Here is a 25803-nt window from a genome sequence, read left to right as displayed (position 1 = left end):
CAAGCCTGCCCGCAGCAGTGTCCCAGCCGTGTGCTGCCCGTTCCGGGGTGTGCGGTCTCAGGCGCGCCGGTGACTGCGGGCGAACCCCTGGGGAGAACCGCGGTTCAGTTCGGCGGGCGGCGTCGGAACTGCCGGGGGTCAATCTCCCGGCCCCGGTCCCACTCCCCGGCCCACCCCAGTTGGGTGAGCATGCGGTCCAGCAGGGTGCCGGTGAACCCCCACACGAAAGCGCCGGAGTCACCATATTCGTGGGTCAGCGAGCCGGCCTCAGCATGCGGCTGGGCGTTGATCGACGACTGTCCCGCCCCGCCCTGGACCCCGTACAGGAAGGCTGGGGAGGGCAGCCGCGGCCCCCGGTGCACCACCACTGCGGTGTACCTGTGCGCCGGCTCCACCAGGTCCGCCACCCGGGTTCTCAGCACGCGGGAGACCTCCCCTGTCTGCGGGGCTAGTGGGCCCGGATCCTCCGCCACGGCGATCACCGGGGTGACATGGAACCCGCTGGTCAGAATCGGCGCCACCGGCAGCGTGCCCAGCACCTTCGCCCGCGCGGGGTCCAATCCGGTCTCCTCCCGGGCCTCCCGCAGCGCCGTCTCAGGAAGGTCGGCGTCGCTCTGCTCTGCTCCCCCACCTGGGAATGCGATCTGCCCGGGGTGCTTGGCCAACTCCGGGCTACGCTCGGTCAGCAGCAGCTGCGGCCCGCCCTCACCCACCCAGAACAGGGCCAACACAGCGGCTTCCCGGGAGGGTTCAGTCACCGGCATATGACGGTGCACCTCAGCGGCAGGCACCCCCCACCACCACACCCCCGAGCTCGCGTCTGCAGGGTTGTGCGCAGCGAACTGCTCTCCGTGCCCCACCAGCTGGGTCAGTGACTCGGTGAGCTCCGCCTGGGTCTGCGGCAGCGGGGCGGGCGTCTGAGCGGCCCTTTCGGCACCTGGGGTGGCTGCGGCGTCGTCGTGGTGGAATCTCTCAGGCACTGAGCGGGTACCCTTCTGCGCGCAGCTGGCGGCGAGTGGACCCGCTCATCAGCTTCTGGTGCAGCTCTTCCCGCCCGGGGGCGAGCTCATATTTCAGCAGTTGGCGGGCTGCCTCCGGGTCAGTCTCGCCCGCACCGTAGCTGGGGCACAGATGCGCCACGGGGCACGCCCCACAGGCCGGACGGCGTGCGTGGCAGACCCTGCGGCCGTGATAGATCAGCCGGTGGCTCAGGTCCGTCCAATCCTTGGGCTCGAACAGTTCGGCCACCGCATGCTCGACTTTGACCGGATCGGTGTGCTCGGTCATGCCCAGTCGCCGCGCCAGCCGCCCAAAGTGCGTGTCGACCGTCAGCCCGGGTTTGCCAAATGCATTGCCCAGCACCACAAATGCAGTCTTGCGGCCCACACCGGGCAGTGCCACCAGCCCCTCCAGGCTGCCCGGGACTTCCCCGTCGTGATCGTCCACCAGGGCCTGGGCCAGGCCCAGCAGAGCACGCGTCTTGGCCTGGTAGAACCCGGTAGGACGGATCAGCTCAGCCAGCTCAGACTCCTCAGCAGCGGCCATCGCGGCGGGGTCGGGGTAGCGGGAGAACAGCTCCGGGGTGATGGAATTGACCCGGACATCGGTGGTCTGCGCGGAGAGCACCGTGGCCACCAGCAGCTCGAACGGGTTACTGAAGTCCAGCTCGGCGACCGCGTAGGGATAGGTCTCGCCCAGGATGCGGTTGACCTTGCGCACCCGGCGCTTCTTCCCGATCAGTGTCTTGTCCATCACACCCATACTATGCGGCCCCGGGAGCGGAACGGGCATGCGCCGGACGCTTACCGGTTGCCGCTCATGGACGCATATCAACCGCTCACCTGTGATGCTGAGCACTCGGCCATATCACTCTCGCTTCCAGGGGCAGGACCGCGCTATTGTGAGGCGAGACACAGCCGTGAAGCTCAAGGAGGTACGTTCATGACCACCACGCCTGACACTGAAAGCGTTCAGACTTTCCCGCCCAGTGATGCGTTCGCCCGCGACGCCGTGGCCACCGCAGAGAAGTACGAGGCCGCGAAGGCCGACCGGCTCGGCTACTGGGCTGACCAGGCGCGCAGCACGCTCAGCTGGGACACCGACTTCACTGAGACCCTCGACTGGTCTGAGGCTCCGTTCGCCAAATGGTTTGTGGGCGGGAAGCTCAACGCGGCTTACAACTGCGTGGATCGGCATGTGGACGCCGGAAACGGCAGCCGGGTGGCACTGTACTTCGAAGGCGAACCCGGAGACACCCGGGAGATCACGTACGCAGACCTCAAGGAGGAGGTGGCCCGGGCCGCCAATGCCTTCGAATCCCTGGGCGTGACCAAGGGCGACCGTGTGGCCATCTACATGCCGATGATCCCGGAGACCATCGTCACCATGCTCGCCTGCGCCCGCATCGGGGCCATCCACTCTGTGGTCTTCGGCGGATTCAGCGCTGACGCTCTGCGCTCCCGGGTCGACGACGCGGAGGCGAAGCTGGTCGTCACCGCGGACGGATCCTACCGCCGCGGCAAACCCTCTCCGCTGAAGCCCAATGTGGATTCTGCCCTGGCCCGGACCGGGCACACGGTCGAGAACGTCGTCGTCGTGCAGCGCAACGGCGAGGATGTGGAGTTCGAGTCCGGGCGCGACATCTGGTGGCATGAGCTGGTGCCGAAACAGTCCGCTGAGCACGCCTATGTGCCCCACGACTCGGAGCACCCCCTGTTCATCCTCTACACCTCAGGCACCACGGGTAAGCCGAAGGGGATCCTGCACACCACCGGCGGCTACCTGACCCAGAATGCGGTCACCCACCGGGACAGCTTCGACCTCAAGCCCGACCAGGACGTGTACTGGTGCTCTGCCGACGTCGGGTGGGTGACCGGCCACAGCTACATCGTCTATGGGCCGATGGCCAACGGCACCAGCCAGGTCATCTACGAAGGGACCCCCGACACCCCGCATAAGGGCCGGCTGTGGGAGATTGTGCAGAAGTACGGGGTGACCCAGTTCTACACGGCACCCACGATGATCCGCACCTGCATGAAATGGGGCCGGGAGATTCCCGATGAGTACGACCTCAGCTCGCTGCGGGTCCTGGGCACTGTGGGCGAGGCGATCAACCCCGAAGCGTGGATGTGGTTCCGCGAGGTCATCGGCGCCAACAACGGGCCGGGCAAGCCGCCCAAGGAGCACCCGGCTCCGATCGTGGACACCTGGTGGCAGACCGAGACCGGGGCCCATATGATTGCCCCGCTGCCCGGAGTCACCCACACCAAACCGGGCTCGGCCCAGACCCCGGTGCCGGGAGTGGAAGTGGGGATCGTCAACGAGGAGGGCAAGGCCCTCGGCAAGGGCGAGGCCGGATTGCTGGTGCTGAAGGAGCCGTGGCCGGCGATGCTGCGCGGCATCTACAAAGACCCGGAGCGGTACAAGGAGACCTACTGGTCCCGGTTCGGTGATGTGTACTTCGCCGGCGACGGCGCCCGCTACGACGACGATGGGGACATCTGGCTCATGGGCCGGGTCGATGACGTGATGAACGTGTCCGGACATCGGATGTCCACCACTGAGATCGAGTCCGCCCTGGTCGCTCACGAGGCAGTGGCGGAGGCTGCGGTGGTGGGCGCCAAGGACGCCACCACCGGCGAGGCAGTGGTCGCATTCGTGATCCTCACCGGCTCGGCAGCTGAAGCGATCTCCGATGTGGAGGCGCTGGAGCAGCAGCTGCGCCAGCACGTGGGTCAGGAGATCGGCCCGATCGCCAAACCGCGCAATGTGCTGGTGGTCCCGGAGCTGCCGAAGACCCGCTCCGGCAAGATCATGCGCCGGCTGCTGAAGAACGTCGCCAACGGCGATGACGTCGGCGACGCTTCCACACTGGCTGATCCTTCAGTGATGGAGAAGATTGCCGAGGACATGCGCGCCAAGCACTCCAGCTGAGCCTGACCACACGGCGGGGCGCACGGGGACATCAGTTCTTCGTGCGCCCCGCCGTGTGTCGAGTAGTCTGAGCGGGAAACGCACCGGGGTCCCGGTGCCGCGGATCTGGGAAGCGAGCGAATTCATGACGGGGCGACTGCTCATTTTGCACGGGCCGAACCTGAACCTGCTGGGTACCCGGGAGCCGAACATTTACGGCTCCGCCACACTGGAGGACGCCAACGACGTCTGCCGCGCCGCCGCGGACGCTGCCGGCTTCGCTGTGGACATTGTGCAGTCCAATCACGAAGGCGCGCTGGTGGACGCGATCCAGGCCGCCCAAGGCACCGCCGAAGGGATTGTGATCAATCCGGCCGCCTACACCCACACCTCCGTGGCGATCGCCGACGCCCTGGGGGCGGTGGGCCTGCCGGTGGTGGAGGTGCACTTGTCGAACGTGCATGCCCGGGAAGCGTTCCGCAGCCACTCCTACGTCTCACCGCGGGCGGCTGCCGTGATCGCCGGGGCTGGAATTCAGGGGTACCGCTTCGCTGTGGAGCACCTCGCGGCTCTGCTGCGCGGGTAAGGCTTCGCGCCGCTGGCCGGGCGTTGGCGTGCGCGCGGGGATAGTGCCGCGGCATGCGCTGCGGATGACCCCGCCTTGTCGGTATGACCCCACCTTGTCCGGAGGACCCCACGCTATAGCGCCGTGTCATCCCGAAAGCGGGGGGTATTGCTGCGCTGGGGCAGGCGTGGGCCGACGCTGGGAACCCGGGGGCTAACGTGGTGGCCTATGAGGGGCTGACGTGGTGGTCTATGACCGGTCGACGCACTGACCGGTGGACACCGTTTCCGTGAACGCCTCTGGGTCAGTGAGGACCTCCCCGGCGGCGTCGGCGGTGACCGCGAAGCCCACCGAGTCGCCCTCCAGCGCGCGAGCGAACACGATTCCGGCCACCGTGCCGTCCTGGTTCACCAGCGGACCTCCGGAGTTGCCCCGCCGTACATCGGCGTTGAGCTGGTAGATCTCCATCTCCGTGGGTGAGGCGCCGTAGATGTTGTTCACCTGGGAGACCTCCCGGGCCTGCACCACCGCCGGTCCAGCCGTGAACGGCCCGCCGGAGGGGTAGCCCATCACAAAGCCGTGCGCGTTGGGGGCCATCGCCTCCCCGACTTCAGCCGGCGGCGCCTCCAGGGTATCGACCGCCAGCAGTGCCAAATCCTTGCCGGGGTCGAAGTGGACCACCCGCGCGGTGGCGATCTGCCCGTCGGGCATCTCCACCGAAGGCTCGCTGACGCCTCCTACCACGTGCGCATTGGTCACCACCCGGTGCGGGGAGATGGCCACCCCGGAGCCGAATTGGGACTGCCCGCACTGCTGGGCCACGCCGGTGATGCGCGCGACCGACTGCACTGTCGCGGATGCCGCCTCGGTCAGTTCCCCGTTCTCCGGGGGATCCTCTGCCATCGGCACCAGAAGCTGGGCAAGCTCTGGGATGTCCGAGGCCTTCACGGTGGAGCGCAGATCCGCGAAGAGTGACTCCACCTGATCGGGCATGGCAGCGTTGATGCCCTGCAATACAGCAGACTGTTTCATCTGGTGATTGACCTGAGGGAAACCCATGGCATGCACCGAGATGCTCAGCGCGGAGATCACCACGAACGCCACCGCAAAGTTGACCACTGCGCCCACCAGCGCGGAGACGGTCCGCAGCGTCGGGGAGCGGAACAACCGTTGCACCTCTGCTCCGGCAGCGGTGCCCAGGGCGTGCCCGGCGACTATCAGCACCAGCACACTGCCGATCACTGCCACCTCCCTCCACGGGGAGTCCGGGACCCAAGAGGCCACCAGCGGAATGGCGAAAAATGCGGCGGTCGCCCCGATCAGGAAGCCTGCGGCGCCACCGACAGTGGCCCAGACTCCGCGAGCGAAGCCTGCGAGCACAAAAAGAAGCACCACAAACACCAGGATGATGTCCAGTAAAGTCACGATCACTTAGGTTAGCCTGACAGCACTACAACCTGGTAACTTCTAATCAAACCAAATCATCAATCCCACCCCCCACGAACGGAACGGTTATGGATCTCGAAGTGCTGCGCCGCGCGCCACTGTTCGCCACGTTAGACGATGACGTCTTCGTAGCACTGAGCAACAAGCTTGTGGAAGTGGAGCTCTCCCGCGGAGCGTCGGTCTTCCACGAGGGGGATCAGGGGGATCAGCTCTACTTCATCGTCTCCGGCAAGATTAAGCTCGGCCGTTCCACCAGCGACGGCCGGGAGAACCTGCTGGCAGTGCTCGGCCCCGGAGAGATCTTCGGCGAGATGGCCCTGTTCAACCCGGCACCCCGCACCGCCACGGCCACCGCGGTGTCCGAGACCCGGCTGGCCGGTCTGAAGCACCAGGACCTCCGCGAGCTGGTCATCGACAACCCGGAGATTTCCGTGCAGCTGCTGCAGGCGCTGGCCCAGCGGCTGACCCGCACCAACGAGTCCCTGGCGGACCTGGTGTTCTCCGATGTGCCCGGCCGTGTGGCCAAAGCGCTGCTGGATCTGGCCGACCGCTTCGGCCGGCCCGCACCGGACGGCATCCTGGTGGCCCATGAACTCACCCAGGAAGAGCTCGCTCAGCTGGTGGGCGCCTCCCGCGAGACGGTCAACAAGGCGCTTGCGGAGTTCGTGCAGCGGGGCTGGATGCGGCTCGAAGCTCGTGCAGTGGTCATCCTCGACATCCAGCGCATCCGCCAGCGCTCGCGCTAGAGCGCACCTGCGGGCCCACCACCGGGTCTGAGCTCATTCTCTTCCGGTGGTGCGCTGCTGGCCTGCGGCCGGACTAGACCGGTTGCGCCCAGGTGGCGTTGGCGTACTTCCTGCGGTACCGCACCGCCCGCACCGCCAGCCAGGCACGGCGCAGCACTGAAGTGTCCCCGCTGTAGTACAGCGGGTTGCGGACCTTCTTCTGCCGAATCATACGGGCGACGTCGTCGCGCACCCCGGGCGCGGTGACGTACTTGCGCAGAATGTACTGCGGCACCACGGTGAACAGCACCTCCTCGTCCACGAAGGCGCACTCCCCCGGTTCACGGCGCTTGTCATGAATCAGGTCCTCCACCAGGTAGCCGGCCAGGTTGTGTCCCTGCGCCGTGGCGTACCAGCTGGAACGGCCCTGCCGCACATTGACCTCCAGGACTTTGAACGCGTCGTCGCGGGGGTCGTACTTGATGTCAAAGTTGGCCAGCCCGGTGTACCCGATGGCCTCCAGGAAGTCCTTCAGCTGTGTCATCACGTCCCGGTTGAACCGGGAGATGATCGCGGTGTAGTTCCCGATGGCCGAGGCCTCATGCTCCTGGAGCAGCACCTGCCCGAAATTCACAAACTCCGCCCGGCCGGCAGTGTTGAGATACAGCACTGAATCCCAGATGAAGGTGTCGTCCCCGGGAATGAAATCTTGGATGATCAGGGTCCCCCGGTACCCGGAGTCACTGATCCGGGCGACGACGTCGCCCACCTCCTGTGCGGAATTCAGCCGGTAGACCTTCTCCTGGCCCGGAAACTTATTGCGGTAGTACTCCACACTGTTACCGGGTTTGAGGATCACCGGGTAGCGGGTGATGCCCTGGGTGAGCTGATCGACGGTCTCACCTATCTGGTGGATGTGGGTCTCCGGGATCTGCAGACCGTGCTGCTGGGCCAAGGGGTAGAACGCGTCCTTGACGTGCAGGGCGTTGAGCAGCTCTTCAGTGGGGTAGTTGAACCGGTAGAGGTCCTCCAGCTGCGCCGAGTTCTCAATGATCAGCCGCACATAGTGATCACTGGTACCCACCAGAAGCAGTGCAGGCTCCGGCTGACCGGGACTCTCGGCTGCAGGATGGGACCGGCGCAGCTTCTCGGCGTAGTCGCGCAGCGCCGGAACGAATACCTCCGGGTTGTCGAGATCGTCCACGAAGGTGGTGCTGGCGATGATCGTGGAGTAGTGCGTGAAGCCCAGCTGGATCTTGCCGATCACATGCGGCTTGATGCCATAGGCCTCATGGAAGGAGGCGGCCATGTGATAGGCGTTGAGGTCAGTCCCGATAATCACCGGGAGGAAGTTGTGCTCAGCCAAGGTGCGCGATCAGGTCCACTTCGACCGGTGTGTTCAGCGGCAGCACCGGCACCCCCACGGCGCTGCGGGCGTGGATTCCAGCATCGCCGAAGGCCTCGCCGAGGATCTCGGAGGCGCCGTTGATCACCTGAGGCTGGCCGGTGAAGTCCGGTGCGGAGGCGACGAACCCGCCGACCTTGGCGATCCGGGTCACCCTGTCCAGGTCAGCGACAGACTTCAGCGCCGCAATGAGGTTCAGTCCGCACTGCTTGGCGAGTTCATAGGCCTGCTCGGGGGTGACGTCTGCGCCGACCTTGCCGACTGCGGGCAGTTCACCACTGACCAGCGGCAGCTGACCCGAGACGTAGACGACGTTGTCGACCACCACGGCGGGCTGGTAGGCCGCCACCGGAGGGACTACCTCCGGCACGGTCAGGCCAAGTGCGGAGAGACGCTGTTCAACTGCAGACACGGTCACCCTCCGCCCTACTGCTGAGGACGCTTCAGGTATGCCACCGGGGCGTTGCCGTCGGGGCCGGGGAGCACGGTGACCAGCTCCCAGCCGTCGTCTCCCCACTGGTCCAGAATGCCCTTGGTGTTGTGAATGATGAGCGGAATGGTGGCGTACTCCCACTTTGTCTGTTCAGCCATAGCCTCAGCCTAACTCAGACCGTCCCGCCACGTGGAGGCGGAGTACTTCTTTCCCTGACGGAGGTGCCGTCCCGCCAGGTAGGCCAGGCGTTTCGGCGAACGGTCGGCCCGGTACCACAGCGGATTGGTGGCTTTGCCCTGCTTGATCAGGCGCTTGACCTCGCCGCGGACCTCCGGGTTGGTCACGTACTTGCGCAGAATGTAGCGCGGCGCCACATGGAACAGCGCATCTCCCTGGGCCAGGGTGAGCTCCTTGCGCCGGCCGTAGATCAGATCATCGACCAAGTACGTCATCACGGGGTGACCCAGCAGCGCCGTGTAGTAGCTGGACCGGCCCGGACGAGCGTTGATCTCCATCACCTTGTACTTCCCGTCCCGGGGGTCGTACTTGATGTCCACATTGGCCACCCCGGTGTACCCGACTGCTTCGAGGAAGTCCTTGTAGGTGCGCATCAGTGACTCGTCATAACGGGACACGATGGCGGTGTAGGAACCCACCAGGTGGGATTCGTGCTCCTGGAGTGCCACCCGGCCCAGCGTCACCAGTTCGCACTCGCCCTCAGTGTTGACGTAGAGCACCGAGTCCCAGATGTTGGTGTCGTCGCCGGGGACGAACTCTTGGATGATCAGTGCTCCCCGATAGTCGGATGCCTCCACGGCGGAGACCACGGCGGCCACTTCAGCGGCAGTGTTCAGCCGGTACACCTTCTGGTGTCCGGCGATCTTGTACTGATTCATCCACCATTCGTTGGGGTTGGCGGGTTTGATGATGACGGGGAAGCGGTCGACTTCCAGTTCGAACGGTTCGCCGACCCGGTGCACCTGCGTCTCCGGGATGTCCACCCCGTGCTCGGCGGCCAGCTCGTAGAAGAGCTCCTTGTGCATGAACTTCTTCCGCACCGGTTCAGCGGGGGTGTTGAACCGGTAATGCCCGGCGAGCGCTTCCTGGTGCCGGGTGACCAGCTCCACGTAAATATCAGTGCTGGGCACCAGCAGCAGCGGCACTTGGTAGAGGGCGCTGAGCTCTTTCGCCCGCTCGGTGAGGATGCGGAGGAAGGCGGCGTCGTCGGCGATGTCCTGATGAAGCTCCACGTCCAGAATGCTGCTGTCCCAGGTGAACCCCAGCTTGATCTTGCCGATCATCAGAGGCTTGACCCCGTAGGTCTCGTGGAAGCTCCGGGCGTGGGTGTACCCGTGGATATTGGTCCCGAGGATGACAGGCAGGAAGCCTGCCGATTGGGCGGCGCGCACAGCTTGTGAAGTCACCGCCTCATGCTAGCCGACACCGCCGGCGTTCAGGTGGGGCTTGAGCCTGGAACCCGCGCGGTTTGACGGGCTCGATATCATATAGCTCATGGCTTCCCGCAAATCCCCCCTTTTTGACACGGCTACCACCGTGGGCAAAATTATGTCTTTCCTGGGTGTGAGCGCCCTCTGCGGCCTGCTTGCCGCTGGCCTGGTGTTCCCCCTGGCAGCCACCGGCGGGGCTGCCGCCTCGGCGGGAGGCGACATCCTTCATGAGGTGCCGGCCGAGCTGCAGGAGGAGCCGCTGTCGACTCCTTCGCATATGTACGCCAGTGATGGTGAGACCCGTATTGCGACGTTCTACGCGGAGAACCGCGTGCCGGTGGACCTCGAGGATGTTTCCCAGGAGATGCGGGATGCGCTGATCGCCATTGAGGATGAGCGGTTCTACGAGCACGGCGGCGTCGACGCCCAAGGTGTGGCGCGCGCGGCTGTGCACAACATGACAGCCTCCACTCAGCAGGGTGCCTCCACGCTGACCATGCAGTACGTCAACAACGTGCTGAACAACGCTGCCGTGGTCTCCGGGGAGGGCAACTTCCTGGCCGCCGGCATTCAGGAGAAGACCTACGCCGACAAGCTGCGGGAGATGAAGCTGGCGGTGCAGGTGGAGCAGGAGATGACCAAGGACGAGATCCTTGAGGGCTACCTGAACATCGTGATGCTGGGCGGACGGAACTACGGTGTGGAGGCCGCCGCGCAGTACTACTGGGGCATCTCCGCCTCTGAGCTGGACTATCAGCAGGCCGCCACCCTGGCCGGCATTGTCCAGGCGCCCAACTTCTACCGGCCGGACCTCGCCGACAACGTGGCACGTGCCGAGACCCGGCGCAACACCGTGCTGCGCAATATGCTCATCCACGAGTTCATCACTGAGGAGGAGTACGAGGAAGCGGTCGCTGTCGACCTCGGTGAGAGCCTCGACATCCAGTCCAATGAGATCGGATGCATCGCGGCGCAGTTCGCCGAGTACTTCTGCGACTATGTCACCGAGGACTTCCTGCAGAACGAGACATTCGGCGAGGATCCCAGTGACCGGGCTGAGCTGCTGGCCCGCGGAGGCCTGCGCATCACCACCACGCTGGATGCTGACATGCAGCGCGAGGCCGAAGACACCGTCTGGGATCACCAGCCGCGCGGCAGCCAGGCTGCAGCACTGCTGAACTCCATGGACCCCGAGACCGGAGACATCCTGGCCATGGCCCAGTCCACCACCTACGACCCCAATGAGGAGCTCGACGACTGGAACTCCACCTCGCTGAACCTCAATGTGGGCAATTCCCACAACGGGGGCCTCGGGTTCCAGGGGGGCTCGATCCTGAAGCCGTTCGTCGCGGCCGCCTGGGTCGAGGAGGGCAACTCCATGGATGACATGGTCGACGCCGACCAGACCGAGTACGACTACGGCGAACGGTGGCAGGCCAGCTGTATGCCGGGAGGCTCCGTCACCCTGCTGCAGGGAGAAGGCGAGCCAGACGCCTACTCGATCTCCAACGTGCTGGACGACACTGAGCGCGAGATGACGGTGGACTGGGGGCTCTTCCACTCCATCAACACCGCAACCATGGCCACCGCCAATGACATGGACCTCTGTGCCATCACGGATCTGACGGACCGGCTCGGCATCGAGGGCACCAGCGAAGGCATTGAATTGGGCCCATTGCGCCCGGACACGCCCTCGTTCGTGCTGGGTTCGGCCTCGATCACCCCGCTGGTGATGAACCGCGCCTACGCCGCCTTCGCCAATGACGGCACCATCTGCGCCCCACGGTCCATCCTGGAGGTCACCGACGCTCACGGCAACGAGTATGAGGTCCCGGAGCCGGACTGCGAGGACGTGGTGGACCCTGATGTGGTGGCCCAGGTCAACGACACCATGATCAACATCGCAGAACAGAACCTCTACGTGGGAGAACGTGACGGTGAGCCGCCGTTCCCGATGGCGGGCAAGACCGGTACCAACCACAACGTCTCCGGCATGTCTTTCCAGGGGTACACCCAGGGGGTCGCCACCAGCGCCTACGTGACCCGTATGCACGACAACAACCGCATGTGGGATGAGGGCAACGTGCCCCCGGACTCATTCGCCGGCTCGGTGGCCTTCCCGCTGTGGTACGACTTCATGCGGGAAGCTGCCGGGGACCGCGCCACCGGTGACTTCCCGGAGGCCCGCAACTCGCCCTTCGACGAGCGCCGGTCCGGATACGGCGGCCGCTACGCGATGTCCGAGCTCGGCCCCAGCACCGGCTCCAATGACGATGATGATGACGACGACGACAACGAGGGCTCTACCAGCGATGACAACTGAGCCGGTGCTGTCCGGCCCACAGCCTGGCACGCCGCCCAGCCCACAGTCCGGCACACTGCCCGGTTCACGCTGGGAGGCCGGTGACCAGTGCTGCGCGGTTTGAGTGCTGCCGCAGGTGCCGCCTGCGCACTCGGGCTGGGAACATTGGCGTACGCCAATCGGGTGGAGTTGAACCGTTTCACCCTCCGGCATGCGGAGGTGGTGGTCCCGGGATTGGCCGTACAGCTGCGGCTGCTGCACATCTCGGACATCCACTACGTGCCGGGGCAGCAGAAGAAGCACGACTGGCTGCAGCAGCTGGCCGCCTGGGAGCCCGACTTCGTGGTCAATACCGGAGACAATCTCTCCGACCCCAAGGCGGTCCCGGAGGTGCTCAGCGCACTGGGGCCACTGATGGACTTACCGGGCTGCTTCGTCCCCGGTTCCAACGATTACTACGCCCCGCAGTGGAAGAACCCGCTGAAATACTTCACCGGCCCCTCCACGCTTCACCCCACGGCGTCGTCGCTGCCCACCGAAGACCTGTTTGGCGGGTTCGACGCCGCCGGCTGGATCAATCTGTCCAACACCCACGCTGCCACCACAGTCGGCGGGGTGGAGCTGGCGCTCTCCGGCGTTGACGATCCACACATTGAACGCAACGAGTTCTCCGGCTGGCCGGAGACGGACCCCCAGCTGCGAATCGGTGTGGCCCACGCCCCGCAGCTGCACGTGCTGGAGACTTTCACCGCGGCGAAAGCGGACCTGGTGCTGGCTGGTCACACCCACGGAGGCCAGGTCTGCCTGCCGAGCCTCACCGGCACCGGGCGCGCACTGGTCACCAACTGCGACCTTCCGGTGCGCTACGCCAAGGGGCTGCACTCCCGGGAACGGCCCGGCGGAGGCCACACCCATGTCCATGTCTCCGCCGGCCTGGGCACCTCAGCCAAAGCCCCAGTGCGCTTGTTCTGTCCGCCCGAGGCCACCCTGCTGACCGTGCGGGGAAGCTGACCAGCAGTGTTTGGTCCTCCCCACCAGGAGGAGTAAAGTAGTTGCGGCATGCAACAATCTGATCAGAACAGCAGCGCGGCCTCTTCCCGCAAGCTCGGAGCACAGCAACGGGCCGCTCAAGCGCGTGTGGAATCCGGTCAGCGCCGCACACTCATCCAGGCTCTCGCCCGCCTGACCCCCTATCTGGAGGGGTTGAAGCTGCGGTGGTTCTTTGGCATGCTCTCCGCCATCGGTGCGGGCATCATCGCGCTGTCTGTGCCGGTGGTCCTGGGCAGACTGGTCGATGACATCGCCGCCGACGACGCCGCAGCCGCCGTGGTCTGGACCGCCTTCGGCATCGTGCTGGCCCTGGGTGTCCTGGAGGCGTTCCTGGTCTTCCTGCGCCGGTTCTTCGTCATCCCCCCGGCATCCGATGCCGAAACCAACATGCGCGTGTCCCTGTTCACGCGGCTGATCCACCAGTCGGCGGCGTTCCACGGTGCGTGGGAGGCGGGGCAGTTGCAGTCCCGCGCCATTGCGGACCTGAACATGCTTCGCCGGTTCTTCGCCTTCGGCTCGCTGATGCTGGTCACCTCATCCATCACCGTGCTGGTGGGCATCAGCGTGATGTTCACCTGGTCGCCGGTGCTCGGTGCCCTGTTCCTCTGCGCGGCGATCCCGGTGATGGTGCTGGGGCCTGCCTTCCGGAAGAAGTTCATCCACTACTCACGCTCCGCGCAGGACCAAGCCGGGCAGGTGGCCACCAAGGTGGAGGAGTCCGTCCACGGCATCCGGGTGCTGAAAGCGTTCGGCCGCGGCGACTGGGCCCGCTCCAGCTTCAAGGAAGAGGCCGCCACCCTGCGGGACCTCGAAGTGTCCAAAATGCGCACCCTGGCGAAGTTCCAGATGTTTATGGTGCTGCTTCCGGAGACGGTGCTGGCCCTGTGCATCTTCACCGGTCTCTACCTCGCCGCTCAGGGAGACCTCACACCCGGTTCATTGGCAGGATTCTTCGCCATGGCCGTGGTACTGAAACAGCCCATCGAGGGCATCGGCATGCTCATCGGCATGGTCTTCATGGCCAAGACCTCCATCGACCGGCATATCGACGTGATGGATGTGGAGCCCGACGTCGTCTCCCCCGCCCAGCCCCGCACCGCGCCCGAACGGGGCCTGGTGGAGCTGGAGGATGTTCACTTCCGGTACCCGGACGCTGGGGAGGATCTCATTCGGGGTGCCACCCTGCGTGTGGAACCGGGGGAAACTATGGCGCTGGTCTCGGCCACTGGGGGCGGCACCTCCACGCTGCTGAACCTGGTGCCCCGGCTCTACGACGTCACCGGCGGCCGGGTGCTGGTCGACGGCGTCGACGTCCGCGACTACAGCCTGCCGGATCTGCGGTCCCGCATCGCCGTCGCCTTTGAAGACCCCACGCTCTTCTCCGCCACAGTGAAGGCCAATGTGCTGCTGGGCACCGAGTACCAGCGTGAGGATGCCGCGCTGGAGAGGACCACGCACACCGAGGCAGCTGGCGCTCCCCCGGCCCGGCGCGAGCAGGCGCCGGACGCCGAGCACCTGGACCAGGTGCTCACTGAGGCGCTGCACACCGCGGACGCGGAGTTCGTCCACCATCTTCCGGAAGGCCTGGAGACCCGAATCGGCGAAGAGGGCATGAGTCTCTCCGGGGGACAGCGGCAGCGCCTCGCCCTGGCCCGCGCCATCGCAGCAAAGCCCTCAGTCCTGCTGCTCGACGATCCGCTCTCGGCGCTGGATGTGCGCACGGAGGAACGGGTCACCGCCCGGCTGCGCGAGGTGCTCAGCGGCACCACCACTCTCATCGTGGCCCACCGTCCCTCCACCGTCGCCATGGCCGACCGGGTGGCTCTGCTGCACCAGGGCCGGGTGGCCGACGTCGGGACCCACACTGAGCTGCTGGCCCGCAGCAGTATCTACGCCAGCATCATGAAACCCGCCCCGCCCAGCGGCGAGGAGCTCATGGACGCCATCCCCGCAGACCATCCCGCCAACCGAGACTCCCCAGCCCCGGGCGACGACGTCGCCCCCTCCTCAGCTGGTCCCGCTGACTTTCAGGAGATCAATCGGTGAACGCCCAGGACCCGGTGAGCACACCAAGCCGCAATGGACGCCCGGTGACGGAGGACACCGCCGCCCTGGACCTCTCCAGAGCGGCGCCACCGCGGGAGGAGGATGAGTTCGCTCATCTGCGCGGCACCGCAGCGGAGGAGGATGTCTCCTTCGGCAAGGCGGAGCGGAAATTCATTCGGCGCCGCTCGCTGGCTCTGCTGTGGCGAGCCTCTGCGGGAGTGCGCGGGAAACTGCTGCTGACCGCGATCGCCGTGGTCATCTCCCAGGCGGCTCAGGCTGCCACCCCGTTCATTGCTGGCGGACTGGCCATCGACTGGGGCCTGCCGCGTCTGCTGGACGGCGACGCCTCAGGCCTGTGGATTCCTGCCGCGCTGTATCTGATCTGCGCGGTGACCGCCGGGAGCCTGCTGTACTGGTACACCCGGATGACCGCCGAGGCCTCGCAGACCATGCTTTACAAGCTGCGCGACGAGGTCTTTCGGAAGACTCAGGCGCTGAGCCTGGACTTTCATGAGGACTACACCTCCGGGAAGGTCATCTCCCGGCAGACCTCTGACCTGGAGGCGCTGCGCGAACTGCTCGACGGTGGCGTGAACCAGCTGGTCCAGGGCGTGATGTTCATGCTCTTCACCACCGTCTACATCTGGATCAGTGATGTCCGCTCCGGGTTGGTGCTGCTGTGCGCTGTAGTGCCCATCTACTTCCTGGGGCGCTGGTACCAGAAGAACGCGGAGGTCGCCTACCGGCGGACCCGGATCTCCTCGGCCCGGATGATCGTGCATTTCGTGGAGTCCATGACCGGTATCCGCGCGGTCCAGGCCTTCCGCCGGGAGGACGCCCGGACCCGCCAGTACCGGAAGCTGGCGAAGATCTACCGCGATGACATGGTCCGCTCGATCGGCCTGTTCGGTGTGCTGCAGCCCTCCCTGATGCTGATCGGGAATCTCTCAGTGGCCGCGGTGCTGCTCTGGGGCGGGTACCGGGTGCTGCAGGGCGATCTGGGTGCAGGCCTGCTGCTGGGCATCGTGCTCTCCACCAAGCGGGTCTTCCAACCTCTGGACATGATCGCCATGTTCTACAACTCGCTGCAGTCTGCGACGGCTGCACTGGAGAAGGTCTCCGGCCTGCTGGAGGAGACCCCGCATGTCCGGCAGGCGAAGAACCCGCAGCGACTCCCGGAATGCCGCGGGGAGATCGAATTCCGCGGCGCCGAATTCCAGTACAGCGCTGAGGGTCCGGTGGTGATGAAAAAGCTTGACCTGCACATCCCCGCCGGCCAGACCCTGGCGGTGGTCGGGCGCACCGGTGCTGGCAAGTCCACCCTGGTGAAGCTGCTGGCCCGGTTCTACGACGTCACCTCCGGATCGCTGACCCTGGACGGGGTGGAGCTGCGCGAACTGGCCGAGGATGACCACCACCGGCATGTGGCCATGGTGACGCAGGAGGCGTTCCTGTTCTCCGGGTCCATCCGGGAGAACATTGCGCTCTCCCAGCCCGATGCCACCGATGAGCAGGTCATCCAGGCGGCAAAGGCGGTGGGCGCCCATGAGTTCATCATGAGCCTGCCGGAAGGGTATGACACTGACGTCAATAAGCGCGGGGGCCGCATCTCTGCTGGCCAGCGCCAGTTGGTGTCCTTCGCGAGGGCGTTCCTGGCGGACCCGGCGGTGCTGATTCTGGATGAGGCGACGTCGTCGTTGGATCTTCCCTCCGAGCAGCTGGTCCAGGAGGGGCTGCACCGGCTGTTGGGCAACCGCACCGCGCTGATCATCGCCCACCGGCTCTCCACAGTGGCCATCGCTGACCGGGTGCTGGTCATCGATGAGGGACGCGTGGTGGAGGACGGGTCCCCGGAGGAGCTGATCGCCGCCGGCGGGTACTTCTCCAAACTGCATGCGGCCTGGTCCGCCACCATGGGCTCCTAGCGCACCGGCTACCATAGGGGCAATGTCTGATCCTGCTTCCCGGGCCACACCTGTGACCACTTCCGAACACACCGACCTCCCCCACTGGCGCCGCCGGCTGGGCGCGTGGGTGGAGTCCACCGCTGTGGAGCGGTTCGTGATCGCCGTGATCCTGCTCAACGCTGTGGTGCTGGGCATGGAGACCTCGCCAGCACTGATGAACGCCTTCGGGGGTGTGCTGATCGGGATCGACGCCGCCTGCCTGGCGATCTTTGTGCTGGAGATCAGCCTGAAGCTGGTGGCCTTCGGCTGGAGGTTCTTCCGCAGCCCGTGGAACGTGTTCGACTTCGTGGTGGTGGGGATCGCCCTAGTGCCAGCCGGTGCAGGCTTCGAGGTGCTCCGCACGCTGCGTGTGCTGCGTGTGCTGCGGCTGATCTCGGCGTTGCCGCAGCTGCGCAAGGTGGTCAGCGCCCTGCTGCACGCGGTGCCGGGGATCCTCTCCACTGGTGCGCTGCTGGCGCTGATCTTCTACGTGGCCTCGGTGATGGCCACCACCTTCTTCCGCGACACGCTCCCGGAGTACTTCGGCAGCTTCGGGGCCTCACTGTTCAGCCTGTTCCAGATCGCCACCCTGTCCAGCTGGGAGACGATCGTCCGGCCCGCCATGGACGAACACCCCTGGGCGTGGGCCTTCTTCATTCCGTTCATCATCCTGGCCGCCTTTACCGCGCTCAACCTCATCATCGCGGTGATTGTGGATGCGATGAACACGCTGCACGACATGCCTTCGGCTGCGGTGCTCGCCTCCGAGACGGGGACTGCCGATGGCGGCGGCTCTCCCACCGCGACCGACGCCGCCGGGATCGACACCGCCGGCGGGATCGACACCGATGGCGCTGGGACCGATGGCGCTGGGACCAGCGGGGAGACCATTGGTGCTCAGCCCGGCAGTGCCGGGAGCGACGGCGCACGGGCAGGGGCCAACGGCACTTCCACCGGTGGGCTGGACGATCATCATGTGCTCTACCGGGAAATCCGTCAGCTCCGGGGCGACGTCGCCGCGCTCACCGCCCAGCTCAAAGGCGCCGACCAGTCCCGATAGCGGGCGCGCTGCCCGGGTGCCGGCGGTACTGCCCGGGGGATACAGGGGTACTGCCCGGGATCCGAGTGGCGCTGCCCGGGCGCCGGGGGTGGTCAGCGTGCAGTCCCCGCCTACGCGTTCCCCCGCTAAACGCAACATTCATGGGGATGCACAGCGCTTGCAGCGCCTGGTTTCCCATCGATTGTCCCGCTAACGGCCCCACAGCGCCCCCGAACGCTACATTCGTTGGGTTTCCGGCCTCCCCCACGCTGGGATGTCCCATCGGATGTTGCGTCCGCCCACCCGGTGGTGGCGCCTGAGGGCCTCAGCTCCGCCGCGCAGTGCCCGTCATACGCCCCTGAGGCTCGGGTACCAGTAATCTGTGGCGACCCGGCACGCCAGCGGCCGCACCTCACCGCCACACGTAGGAGCGCCCCCGCCAAGCCAGCGGCGCACACGCGGCGCGATCACACCGGGTGCGGCAGCTCCGCGCCGGTGAGGCGCCGGTAGGCATCCAGGTAGCGGTCCCGTGTGGCGGCCACCACGTCGGCCGGCAGCTCTGGTGGCGCGGCGCCTGAGCCGCGGTCCCATCCGGAGGCAGGGCTGGTCAGCCAGTCGCGGACGTACTGCTTGTCAAAGCTGGGCTGCGTCTGGCCCGGTGCCCATTGTTCGGCCGGCCAGAACCGCGAAGAGTCGGGGGTGAGCACCTCGTCGGCCAAGATCAGCTCCCCCTCGCCGTCGAGCCCGAACTCGAACTTGGTATCAGCCAGGATGATCCCGGCCGCCCGCGCCCTCCCCTCAGCCAGGGTGTAGATCCGCAGCGCGGCATCGCGCAACCGCTCAGCCAGCTCGGTACCGATGCGCTGCTGAAGCGTAGCGAAGCTGATGTTCTCATCGTGCTCGCCCTGCTCAGCCTTGGTGGACGGGGTGAAGATCGGCTCCGGCAGCCGGGACCCGTCGGACAGGCCTGCGGGAAGTTCGACGCCGGTGACGGTGCCCGCCGAACGGTATTCGGCCAGACCCGAGCCGGTGAGGTAACCACGCACAATGGCCTCGGCCTCCACCATCTTCAGCGAGCGCACCACGACGCCACGGCCGGCCACTTCCTGAGGCACCCCGGTGCTGACCACGTGGTTCCCGATACCGGCAGCGGCCAGCTGCTCGAACCACCAGAGGCTCAGCTGAGTCAAGATCACGCCTTTGCCCGGGATCCCAGGGCTGAGCACGTGGTCATAAGCGCTGATCCGGTCAGTGGCGACCATGAGCAGCACGTCCTGACCCGCCCAGTCGGACCCTTCCGCGGGAGTGTAGAGGTCGCGGACCTTGCCCGAGCTCAGGTGCCGCCAGCCAGGCAGCTCGGCGGCGGTCACTGCTGCGACCCCTCAGCCGCCGGAGCCCCCGGTCGGATGAGCCCAGCCAGCGCCTTGGCCGCAATGTCTGTGCGGTACTGGGCGCCGGCCCAGTCAATGCGCTCCACCCCGGCGTAGGCACGGTCCACCGCCTCACGGAGGGTCCCGCCGGTGCCCACCACTGCCAGCACGCGGCCACCTGCGGTGACCAGGTCACCGTCGCGCTCAGCGGTGCCGGCGTGCAGCACGGCGACGCCGTCGATCGCCTCGGCCTCCGCCACTCCGGTGATCCGGTCACCCTTACGGGGGGTGTCCGGGTAGTTCTCCGCCGCGAGCACCACATCGGCGGCGTAACCCGCGGTCCACTCCAGGTGGCGCTGAGCTCCCAGCTGTCCATTGGCGGCGTCGAGCAGCAGCCCGCCCAGCGGGGTGGCCAGGCGTTCCAGTACTGCTTGAGTCTCGGGATCTCCAAAGCGGACGTTGAACTCCACGACCCGCACCCCGCGGGAGGTGATCGCCAGCCCGCAGTAGAGCACTCCGACGAACGGGGTACCGCGGCGGGCCATCTCCTGCAGTGTGGGCCGGGCGACGCGGTCCACCACGATCTCGGTGAAGTCTCGGGTGACCCCGTCGGCGGTTTCGGTGTACCCGGTCAGCCAGTCCAGGGGCGTGTAAGCGCCCATACCGCCGGTGTTGGGGCCGGCGTCGTTGTCATAGATGCGTTTGAAATCCTGCGCCGGGGTCAGCGGCACCAGGTTCTCACCGTCACAGAGCACGAACAGCGAGACCTCGGGGCCGTCGAGGAACTCCTCCACCACCACGGTGCTGCCTGCGGCGAGGCAGGCCGAGGCATGGTCCAGCGCCGCCTGGTGGTCCTCGGTGACCACGACCCCCTTACCTGCGGCCAGGCCATCGTCTTTAACCACATATGGGGGGCCGAACCTGCCCAGTGCGTCCTGTGCCTCTGCGGCGTTGGTGACATGCACCGCCTGGGCAGTGGGCACTGCGGCTGCGGCCATGACGTCTTTGGCGAAGGCCTTGGAGGCCTCCAGCTCTGCGGCCGCCTGTGAGGGTCCGAAGACGGGGATCCCGGCGGCGCGCACGGCGTCTGCGACCCCTGCGGCCAGGGGGCCTTCGGGACCGACGATCACCAGATCGTAGGCACCTGCTGCAGCCAGCTCCGCCACGGCTGCCGGGTCTGCGGCATTAACTGGCCGGCACGTCACATCCCGGGCGATCCCGGCGTTTCCCGGCGCAGCCTCCACGGTCTGAACGGCCGGGTCGCGCAGCAGCGCACGGACAATGGCATGTTCTCGACCCCCGGGGCCCAACACCAGAATCTTCACGGTTCCTTACCTTACCGCCCGGCCCGCTGCCGTGGGATGGCGCTGGACCACGGTGGGGCGTCAGCACAGGGACCCAGCCTCAGCACCGGTTACACCAGTGCGCGCGCGGCCAGCTGGACGTATTGTGGGTTTCATGAGCACTGATGCTGCCGCACCACATACTGCCACCGCCGCAGAGTCCGCCGAGCTGGCCGTGGTCACCCGTGCGGGGCTGGCCGAGTCCCGCCATGTGGGTTCCGCCGTGCTGGTCGGCCCCGAGGGTGAAATCATCACGCGCATCGGAGCCCCGGAAGGCATCATGTTCCCGCGCTCGTCACTCAAGCCGCTCCAGGCCCTGGCCTCGCTGCGCGCCGGTGCGTTGGTCAGCCCGGAGGCAGTGGCCCTGGCCTGCGGTTCGCATGTGGGGTCGCAGCGGCACCAGAGCGCGGCGGCGAACATCCTGGCCCGGGAGCGACTGGACGAGTCGTATCTGAAATGCCCGGTGGCCTACCCAGCACGCCGCGCTGACCTGGAGGCGCATCTGCGCGCCGACCGGCTCGAAACCCCGCTGGCTTACAACTGCTCCGGCAAGCACGCGGTCTTCCTGGCCGCGGCCCGCACGCAGGGCTCACGCCTGGCCACCTACACTGACCCCGACCATCCGCTGCAGCAGGTGGTCACCCAGGTCTACACCGAGTACTGCGGTGAGACGCCCACCACGGTGGGGGTCGACGGCTGCGGAGCCCCGGCGGCGGCCATGAGCCTGACCGGCCTGGCCCGGGGCATCGGCCGGCTGGCCTCCGCCCTCACCCAGCGCGACGCCGAGGTCCACGCCTTCACCGTCGCCCAAGCCATGCTGGACTACCCCTGGGCGGTGCGCGGTGAGCGGGAGCCTGACACCGTGGTCATCGAGCAGCTCGGCCTGCTGACCAAGTCCGGGGCCGAAGGAGTGCTGGTAGTTGCCGCCCCCGACGGCACCACCGCCGCGGTGAAGACCCTGGACGGTTCCGGGCGCGCCAACCATCTGGTCGCCCTGAGTCTGCTGGCCGCCGCCGGCAAGATCGACCTCGATGACCTTGAGCGCACGCTGAAGATTCTGGTCACCCCGATTACCGGTGGGGTGGACCAGCGCCCGGCCGGGGGCCTGCGCCTGGCCGAGGCCGTCACCTCCCAACTGTGATGCCCTCCCGGTTCAGCACCGTCCCGCCCGGATCCTGCGCCCCTACCCCTGGATCAGGCCCTCCCCCTATATCAGGCCGGTGTTGATTCTTCAGCACACTATGGGAGCCTGAGACCTCAACAACCCTCTGAAGAACGGAGCCTGATGGCACGCCGCCGCCTCCGCCACCCCATCAACCCGAACGGAGCGTGATGGCACGACGCCGCATCACTCACCCGGACGGCCGCGCAGCGGTCCAGGCCTGGGCAGAGGGACAGGATGACCGCCGCACTCTCGCCACCGCAGTGCGGTACCTGTTGGAGGAGCTGAGTGAACGCGCCCCCGGCGGGGCAGTGGAAGTACGAGTCCCCCCATTCGGGGTCACCCAGTGCATGGCCGGCACCGCGCACACCCGCGGCACCCCGCCCAATGTGGTGGAGCTGACTCCTGCCACCTGGCTGGAAGTGGCGACCGGGAGACTGGCGTGGGACCAGGCGCTCCAGGCCGGGCGAATCACGGCGTCAGGCACCCGGGCGGACTTGAGCCGCGTGCTTCCCCTGTAGAATTGACCACATGCCTTCTGAGACGCAGCACCGCAAGGTCAGCGTGCGTACCGCCCCCAAGCTCGTGCCATTCTTAGCAGGCGCGGTTCTCCTGGCGTTCACCGTAGCAGTGATTGTGGTCTACAACACCCCCGAGGACCCGAACTACTCGCGGACCTCATCAGTGGGGTACATCACGCTGGTGCTCTGCATGCCGGCATTGGCACTGGCAGCTACCGCCTGGCTGGTGCTGGAGAGGGTGCTCCGGCGCCGCAGCACCACATATGACATCAAACCGGCAGGAGAACGCTGAGCATGGCCCGTGCAGACGGTCGCCTCAACCACAACCTACTCGACGAAGATCCCCTTCCGCAGGATGAATGCGGGGTCTTCGGCGTCTGGGCCCCGGGAGAAGAGGTCGCGAAGCTGACCTTCTACGGGCTGTTCGCCCTGCAGCACCGCGGCCAGGAATCAGCCGGGATCGCCACCTCAGACGGGGAGCACATCCACGTGTACAAGGACGTCGGCCTGGTCTCGCAAGTCTTCGATGAAGCCACGCTCAATGCGCTGCGCGGGCATATCTCCATCGGCCACTGCCGCTACTCCACCACCGGCGGGAACCAGTGGTCCAATGCACAGCCCACCCTCGGGGCCACCCCGCACGGGACAGTGGCCTTGGGCCACAACGGCAACCTCACCAACTCCGCCGACCTCTACGACCAGGTGGTCTCCCGGCACGGCGCCACCAAGTTCGGTGAGCTCGCTCAGGGCAACACCACTGACACTGCGCTGGTCACCGCCCTGTTGAAGGACCAGCCCGGTGACTCCATGGAGGAGCAAGCCCTGGCGCTGCTGCCCACGCTCAAAGGCGCCTTCTGCCTAGTGTTCATGGATGAGAACACCCTCTACGCCGCCCGTGACGCTCAGGGTGTGCGGCCCCTGGTGCTGGGCCGGCTGAACAACGGCTGGGTCGTGGCCTCTGAGCAGTCCGCGCTGGCCACGGTGGGGGCCTCCATCATCCGGGAAATCGAACCCGGGGAGCTGATCGCCATTGACGCCGCCGGCGTACGCTCCCACCAATTCGCCGATCCCGCCCCGGCCCGCTGCGTGTTCGAATACGTCTACCTGGCCCGGCCGGACGCCAACATCAATGGTCGCAGCGTCTATGAGTCCCGGGTGGAGATGGGCCGCCAGCTGGCCCGGGAGGACTCCAACGACGCCGACATCGTGATTCCGGTGCCCGAATCCGGCACCCCGGCCGCCGTCGGTTACGCGGAGGCCTCCGGTCTGCCGTTCGCCCAAGGGTTCATCAAGAACGCCTACGTGGGCCGGACCTTCATCCAACCCAGCCAGACGCTGCGCCAACTGGGCATCCGGCTAAAGCTCAACGTCCAAGACCACGTGGTGCGCGGGAAAAAAGTGGTGGTGGTGGACGACTCCATCGTCCGCGGCAACACCCAGCGGGCGATCGTCAGGATGCTCCGCGAGGCCGGCGCGTCGGAGATCCACGTGAAGATCTCCTCCCCGCCCATCAAATGGCCGTGCTTCTACGGCATCGACTTCGCCACCCGGGCGGAGCTTATCGCCAACGGCGCCACCATGGAGGAGATCACCCACGCGGTGGGAGCCGATTCGCTGGCCTACATCTCCGAAGAGGGCATGATCGCCGCCACCGGCCAGCCGCGCAGCACCCTGTGCACCGCCTGCTTCTCCGGTCAGTACCCCATTGAACTGCCACCGGAGGAGCGCCGGGGCAAGATGCTGCTGGAGCAGCCGGCCCTGCCCGGGATGCCGCACCGGCGGGCCCAGACCGGTTGCGAACCCGGGCCGGACACGGAGTTCGAACTCGACGACACCGAGGTCCCGCTCACCCAGGAGCAGGAATTGGAGCCTGCTGAGCGCAGCATGTACGAGCCAACACTGTCAGGAAGGGCAAGCGGTGACTGAGACTTCACCCATCACCTACGCGTCCGCGGGCGTGGATGTGGAGGCCGGCGACCGCGCCGTGGAACTGATGAAGGCCCACATCGAGGCCACGCACACCCCGCAGGTGATCGGTGGGTTCGGCGGCTTCGCCGGACTCTACGACGCCTCCGCCCTCAAGCGCCTGCCGCGGCCGCTGCTGGCGACCTCCACCGACGGGGTCGGCACCAAAGTCGCCATCGCCCAAGCCATGGACATCCACGACACCATCGGGTTCGACCTTGTGGGCATGGTGGTCGACGACATCGTGGTCGCCGGGGCCACCCCGCTGTTCATGACCGATTACATCGCCTGCGGCAAGGTGGAGCCGACCCGCATTGCGGGCATTGTCTCCGGGATCGCCAGGGCCTGCTCAGAGACCGGGACCGCACTGGTGGGCGGTGAAACCGCTGAGCATCCAGGATTACTCGGTGAGCAGGAGTACGACGTCGCCGGGGCCGCCACCGGCGTGGTGGACGCCTCCGCAGTGCTGGGCCCGGAGCGGGTGCAGGCCGGGGACCTCATCATCGGCATGGCCTCTTCCGGGATCCACTCCAACGGGTACTCCCTCATCCGCCGCATCGTCCGGGAAGCCGGCTGGGCGTTCTCCCGCGAGGTCCCGGAGTTCGGACGCACCCTGGGTGAGGAGCTGCTGGAACCCACCAGGCTCTACACGGTGCCGTGCCTGGAGGTGGTGACAGCCTTCAACGGTGACCCCGCCCAGCAGGAGATCGCCCCCGATGCTCCGGTGCGCGGTTTCAGCCACGTCACCGGCGGCGGAATGGCCGCGAATCTGGCCCGTGTACTGCCTTCAGGCATCATGGCCACCGTGGACCGCTCCACCTGGGCATGGCCGGAGGTCTTCTCCGTCATGGGTCAGCTGGGCCGGGTGCCGCAGGCGGACCTCGAACGGACCCTGAACCTCGGTGTCGGCATGATCGCGGTGGTGGCTGCCAAGTCCGCTGACGGCGTCGTCGAGCACCTCAACGCTGCCGGTCAGACCGCGTGGGTCATGGGTGAGGTCAGCACCTACTCGCCAGAGGATGTGGCCGGCGCTGGTGAGGACTTCGTGCAGGGCGCCAAAGGCGTGGACGGCGGCGGCGTGCTGCTGACCGGCCAATACCGGCGCTGAGTCAGACTCCCGGCCGG

The 25803-nt window shown here is 66.6% G+C and carries 22 protein-coding genes; 13 read left to right on the top strand and 9 right to left on the bottom strand.

Translation table 11 applies throughout. The annotated features are described in order from the left end of the window. Positions 1 to 104: 104 nt before the first annotated feature. Together FEF27_RS10875 and nth are read right to left on the bottom strand one after the other, a co-directional pair. Positions 105 to 980, bottom strand: coding sequence for an NUDIX hydrolase (locus FEF27_RS10875; protein WP_138170885.1), 876 nt, complete (start codon positions 978 to 980; stop codon positions 105 to 107). Continuing rightward, the gene (gene nth, locus FEF27_RS10870) at positions 973 to 1752 is read right to left on the bottom strand and encodes an endonuclease III (protein ID WP_138170884.1); all 780 of its coding nucleotides are present in this window, start codon (positions 1750 to 1752) and stop codon (positions 973 to 975) included. The genes FEF27_RS10875 and nth overlap by 8 nt, the downstream gene beginning before the upstream one ends. 189 nt (positions 1753 to 1941) lie before the next feature. Between nth and acs the strand changes: the two genes are divergently transcribed. Both acs and aroQ read left to right on the top strand, forming a co-directional pair. Beyond that, entirely contained in the window at positions 1942 to 3933 is a 1992-nt protein-coding gene (gene acs / locus FEF27_RS10865; protein ID WP_138170883.1) for an acetate--CoA ligase, read from the top strand. 124 nt (positions 3934 to 4057) lie between these two features. Further along, positions 4058 to 4498 (top strand): type II 3-dehydroquinate dehydratase, encoded by a 441-nt coding sequence (gene aroQ / locus FEF27_RS10860; protein ID WP_138170882.1) that lies wholly within the window; start codon positions 4058 to 4060, stop codon positions 4496 to 4498. Positions 4499 to 4726: 228 nt separating this feature from the next. Here aroQ and FEF27_RS10855 read toward each other — a convergent pair whose 3' ends face one another. Continuing rightward, positions 4727 to 5902, bottom strand: coding sequence for a MarP family serine protease (locus tag FEF27_RS10855; protein ID WP_166429999.1), 1176 nt, complete (start codon positions 5900 to 5902; stop codon positions 4727 to 4729). Between the two features lie 89 nt (positions 5903 to 5991). Here FEF27_RS10855 and FEF27_RS10850 point away from each other — a divergent pair, with 89 nt between their 5' ends. Beyond that, positions 5992 to 6669 (top strand): Crp/Fnr family transcriptional regulator, encoded by a 678-nt coding sequence (locus FEF27_RS10850; protein WP_138170880.1) that lies wholly within the window; start codon positions 5992 to 5994, stop codon positions 6667 to 6669. A gap of 73 nt (positions 6670 to 6742) precedes the next feature. Here FEF27_RS10850 and FEF27_RS10845 read toward each other — a convergent pair whose 3' ends face one another. Genes FEF27_RS10845 through FEF27_RS10835 form a run of 4 tightly spaced genes read right to left on the bottom strand, consistent with a single transcriptional unit; the run spans position 6743 to position 9910 of the window. After that, a complete protein-coding gene (locus FEF27_RS10845) occupies positions 6743 to 8014 on the bottom strand; it encodes a carboxylate--amine ligase (RefSeq protein WP_208009811.1) in 1272 nt (423 codons plus the stop codon). Next, positions 8007 to 8465, bottom strand: a complete 459-nt coding sequence (locus FEF27_RS10840; RefSeq protein ID WP_138170879.1) for a RidA family protein — start codon at positions 8463 to 8465, stop codon at positions 8007 to 8009. The genes FEF27_RS10845 and FEF27_RS10840 overlap by 8 nt, the downstream gene beginning before the upstream one ends. Positions 8466 to 8479: 14 nt before the next feature. Next, positions 8480 to 8644, bottom strand: a complete 165-nt coding sequence (sp36, locus tag FEF27_RS13360) for a Sp36 family protein (protein WP_166429998.1) — start codon at positions 8642 to 8644, stop codon at positions 8480 to 8482. Between the two features lie 9 nt (positions 8645 to 8653). Further along, positions 8654 to 9910, bottom strand: a complete 1257-nt coding sequence (locus tag FEF27_RS10835; RefSeq protein WP_138170878.1) for a carboxylate--amine ligase — start codon at positions 9908 to 9910, stop codon at positions 8654 to 8656. An 88-nt stretch (positions 9911 to 9998) separates the two neighbouring features. On the opposite strand from FEF27_RS10835, the gene FEF27_RS10830 reads away from it, so the two are divergent. The 5 genes from FEF27_RS10830 to FEF27_RS10810 all read left to right on the top strand — a co-directional run bounded on the left by FEF27_RS10830 (position 9999) and on the right by FEF27_RS10810 (position 18338). Next, positions 9999 to 12257 carry a transglycosylase domain-containing protein gene (locus tag FEF27_RS10830; RefSeq protein ID WP_138170877.1) on the top strand — a complete coding sequence of 753 codons (2259 nt, stop codon included), beginning with the start codon at positions 9999 to 10001 and terminating at the stop codon, positions 12255 to 12257. Positions 12258 to 12356: 99 nt separating this feature from the next. Continuing rightward, entirely contained in the window at positions 12357 to 13247 is an 891-nt protein-coding gene (locus FEF27_RS10825) for a metallophosphoesterase (RefSeq protein WP_243729206.1), read from the top strand. Between the two features lie 48 nt (positions 13248 to 13295). Then, positions 13296 to 15332: an ABC transporter ATP-binding protein gene (locus FEF27_RS10820; protein WP_138170875.1), complete on the top strand. Its 2037-nt coding sequence runs from the start codon at positions 13296 to 13298 to the stop codon at positions 15330 to 15332. A gap of 65 nt (positions 15333 to 15397) precedes the next feature. Continuing rightward, complete coding sequence (locus FEF27_RS10815; protein WP_424991681.1) at positions 15398 to 17257, top strand: ABC transporter ATP-binding protein; 1860 nt, start codon at positions 15398 to 15400, stop codon at positions 17255 to 17257. A gap of 22 nt (positions 17258 to 17279) precedes the next feature. Continuing rightward, positions 17280 to 18338: an ion transporter gene (locus FEF27_RS10810; protein ID WP_208009803.1), complete on the top strand. Its 1059-nt coding sequence runs from the start codon at positions 17280 to 17282 to the stop codon at positions 18336 to 18338. Between the two features lie 446 nt (positions 18339 to 18784). Here FEF27_RS10810 and FEF27_RS10805 read toward each other — a convergent pair whose 3' ends face one another. Together FEF27_RS10805 and purD are read right to left on the bottom strand one after the other, a co-directional pair. Beyond that, positions 18785 to 19687: a phosphoribosylaminoimidazolesuccinocarboxamide synthase gene (locus FEF27_RS10805; protein WP_138170874.1), complete on the bottom strand. Its 903-nt coding sequence runs from the start codon at positions 19685 to 19687 to the stop codon at positions 18785 to 18787. Next, positions 19684 to 21012, bottom strand: coding sequence for a phosphoribosylamine--glycine ligase (gene purD / locus FEF27_RS10800; RefSeq protein WP_138170873.1), 1329 nt, complete (start codon positions 21010 to 21012; stop codon positions 19684 to 19686). The genes FEF27_RS10805 and purD overlap by 4 nt, the downstream gene beginning before the upstream one ends. Before the next feature lie 133 nt (positions 21013 to 21145). Here purD and FEF27_RS10795 point away from each other — a divergent pair, with 133 nt between their 5' ends. The 5 genes from FEF27_RS10795 to purM all read left to right on the top strand — a co-directional run bounded on the left by FEF27_RS10795 (position 21146) and on the right by purM (position 25786). Next, complete coding sequence (locus tag FEF27_RS10795) at positions 21146 to 22171, top strand: asparaginase (RefSeq protein WP_138170872.1); 1026 nt, start codon at positions 21146 to 21148, stop codon at positions 22169 to 22171. A gap of 191 nt (positions 22172 to 22362) precedes the next feature. Beyond that, positions 22363 to 22713, top strand: coding sequence for a sterol carrier family protein (locus FEF27_RS10790; protein ID WP_138170871.1), 351 nt, complete (start codon positions 22363 to 22365; stop codon positions 22711 to 22713). A gap of 10 nt (positions 22714 to 22723) precedes the next feature. Continuing rightward, positions 22724 to 23005 carry a hypothetical protein gene (locus tag FEF27_RS10785; RefSeq protein ID WP_138170870.1) on the top strand — a complete coding sequence of 94 codons (282 nt, stop codon included), beginning with the start codon at positions 22724 to 22726 and terminating at the stop codon, positions 23003 to 23005. A 2-nt stretch (positions 23006 to 23007) separates the two neighbouring features. Next, the gene (purF, locus tag FEF27_RS10780) at positions 23008 to 24639 is read left to right on the top strand and encodes an amidophosphoribosyltransferase (RefSeq protein WP_138170869.1); all 1632 of its coding nucleotides are present in this window, start codon (positions 23008 to 23010) and stop codon (positions 24637 to 24639) included. Continuing rightward, positions 24632 to 25786 carry a phosphoribosylformylglycinamidine cyclo-ligase gene (purM, locus tag FEF27_RS10775; RefSeq protein WP_138170868.1) on the top strand — a complete coding sequence of 385 codons (1155 nt, stop codon included), beginning with the start codon at positions 24632 to 24634 and terminating at the stop codon, positions 25784 to 25786. The genes purF and purM overlap by 8 nt, the downstream gene beginning before the upstream one ends. The last annotated feature ends 17 nt before the right edge of the window (positions 25787 to 25803 follow it).

It is taken from the genome of Nesterenkonia sphaerica (genome assembly GCF_005771565.1).
GTDB classification, from domain to species: Bacteria; Actinomycetota; Actinomycetes; order Actinomycetales; family Micrococcaceae; genus Nesterenkonia; species Nesterenkonia sphaerica.
Note: the sequence above shows the minus strand (reverse complement) of the source record. Positions and strands in the feature narration are given on the sequence as shown.

Bases quoted from the DNA above. Each gene is read 5' to 3' on its own strand.
- FEF27_RS10795 (WP_138170872.1), top strand. From the start codon at position 21,146: ATGAGCACTGATGCTGCCGCACCACATACTGCCACCGCCGCAGAGTCC.
- sp36 (WP_166429998.1), bottom strand. From the start codon at position 8,644: ATGGCTGAACAGACAAAGTGGGAGTACGCCACCATTCCGCTCATCATT.
- FEF27_RS10810 (WP_208009803.1), top strand. From the start codon at position 17,280: ATGTCTGATCCTGCTTCCCGGGCCACACCTGTGACCACTTCCGAACAC.
- acs (WP_138170883.1), top strand. From the start codon at position 1,942: ATGACCACCACGCCTGACACTGAAAGCGTTCAGACTTTCCCGCCCAGT.
- nth (WP_138170884.1), bottom strand. From the start codon at position 1,752: ATGGACAAGACACTGATCGGGAAGAAGCGCCGGGTGCGCAAGGTCAAC.
- FEF27_RS10820 (WP_138170875.1), top strand. From the start codon at position 13,296: ATGCAACAATCTGATCAGAACAGCAGCGCGGCCTCTTCCCGCAAGCTC.
- FEF27_RS10790 (WP_138170871.1), top strand. From the start codon at position 22,363: ATGGCACGACGCCGCATCACTCACCCGGACGGCCGCGCAGCGGTCCAG.
- FEF27_RS10850 (WP_138170880.1), top strand. From the start codon at position 5,992: ATGGATCTCGAAGTGCTGCGCCGCGCGCCACTGTTCGCCACGTTAGAC.
- aroQ (WP_138170882.1), top strand. From the start codon at position 4,058: ATGACGGGGCGACTGCTCATTTTGCACGGGCCGAACCTGAACCTGCTG.
- FEF27_RS10785 (WP_138170870.1), top strand. From the start codon at position 22,724: ATGCCTTCTGAGACGCAGCACCGCAAGGTCAGCGTGCGTACCGCCCCC.
- FEF27_RS10830 (WP_138170877.1), top strand. From the start codon at position 9,999: ATGGCTTCCCGCAAATCCCCCCTTTTTGACACGGCTACCACCGTGGGC.
- purF (WP_138170869.1), top strand. From the start codon at position 23,008: ATGGCCCGTGCAGACGGTCGCCTCAACCACAACCTACTCGACGAAGAT.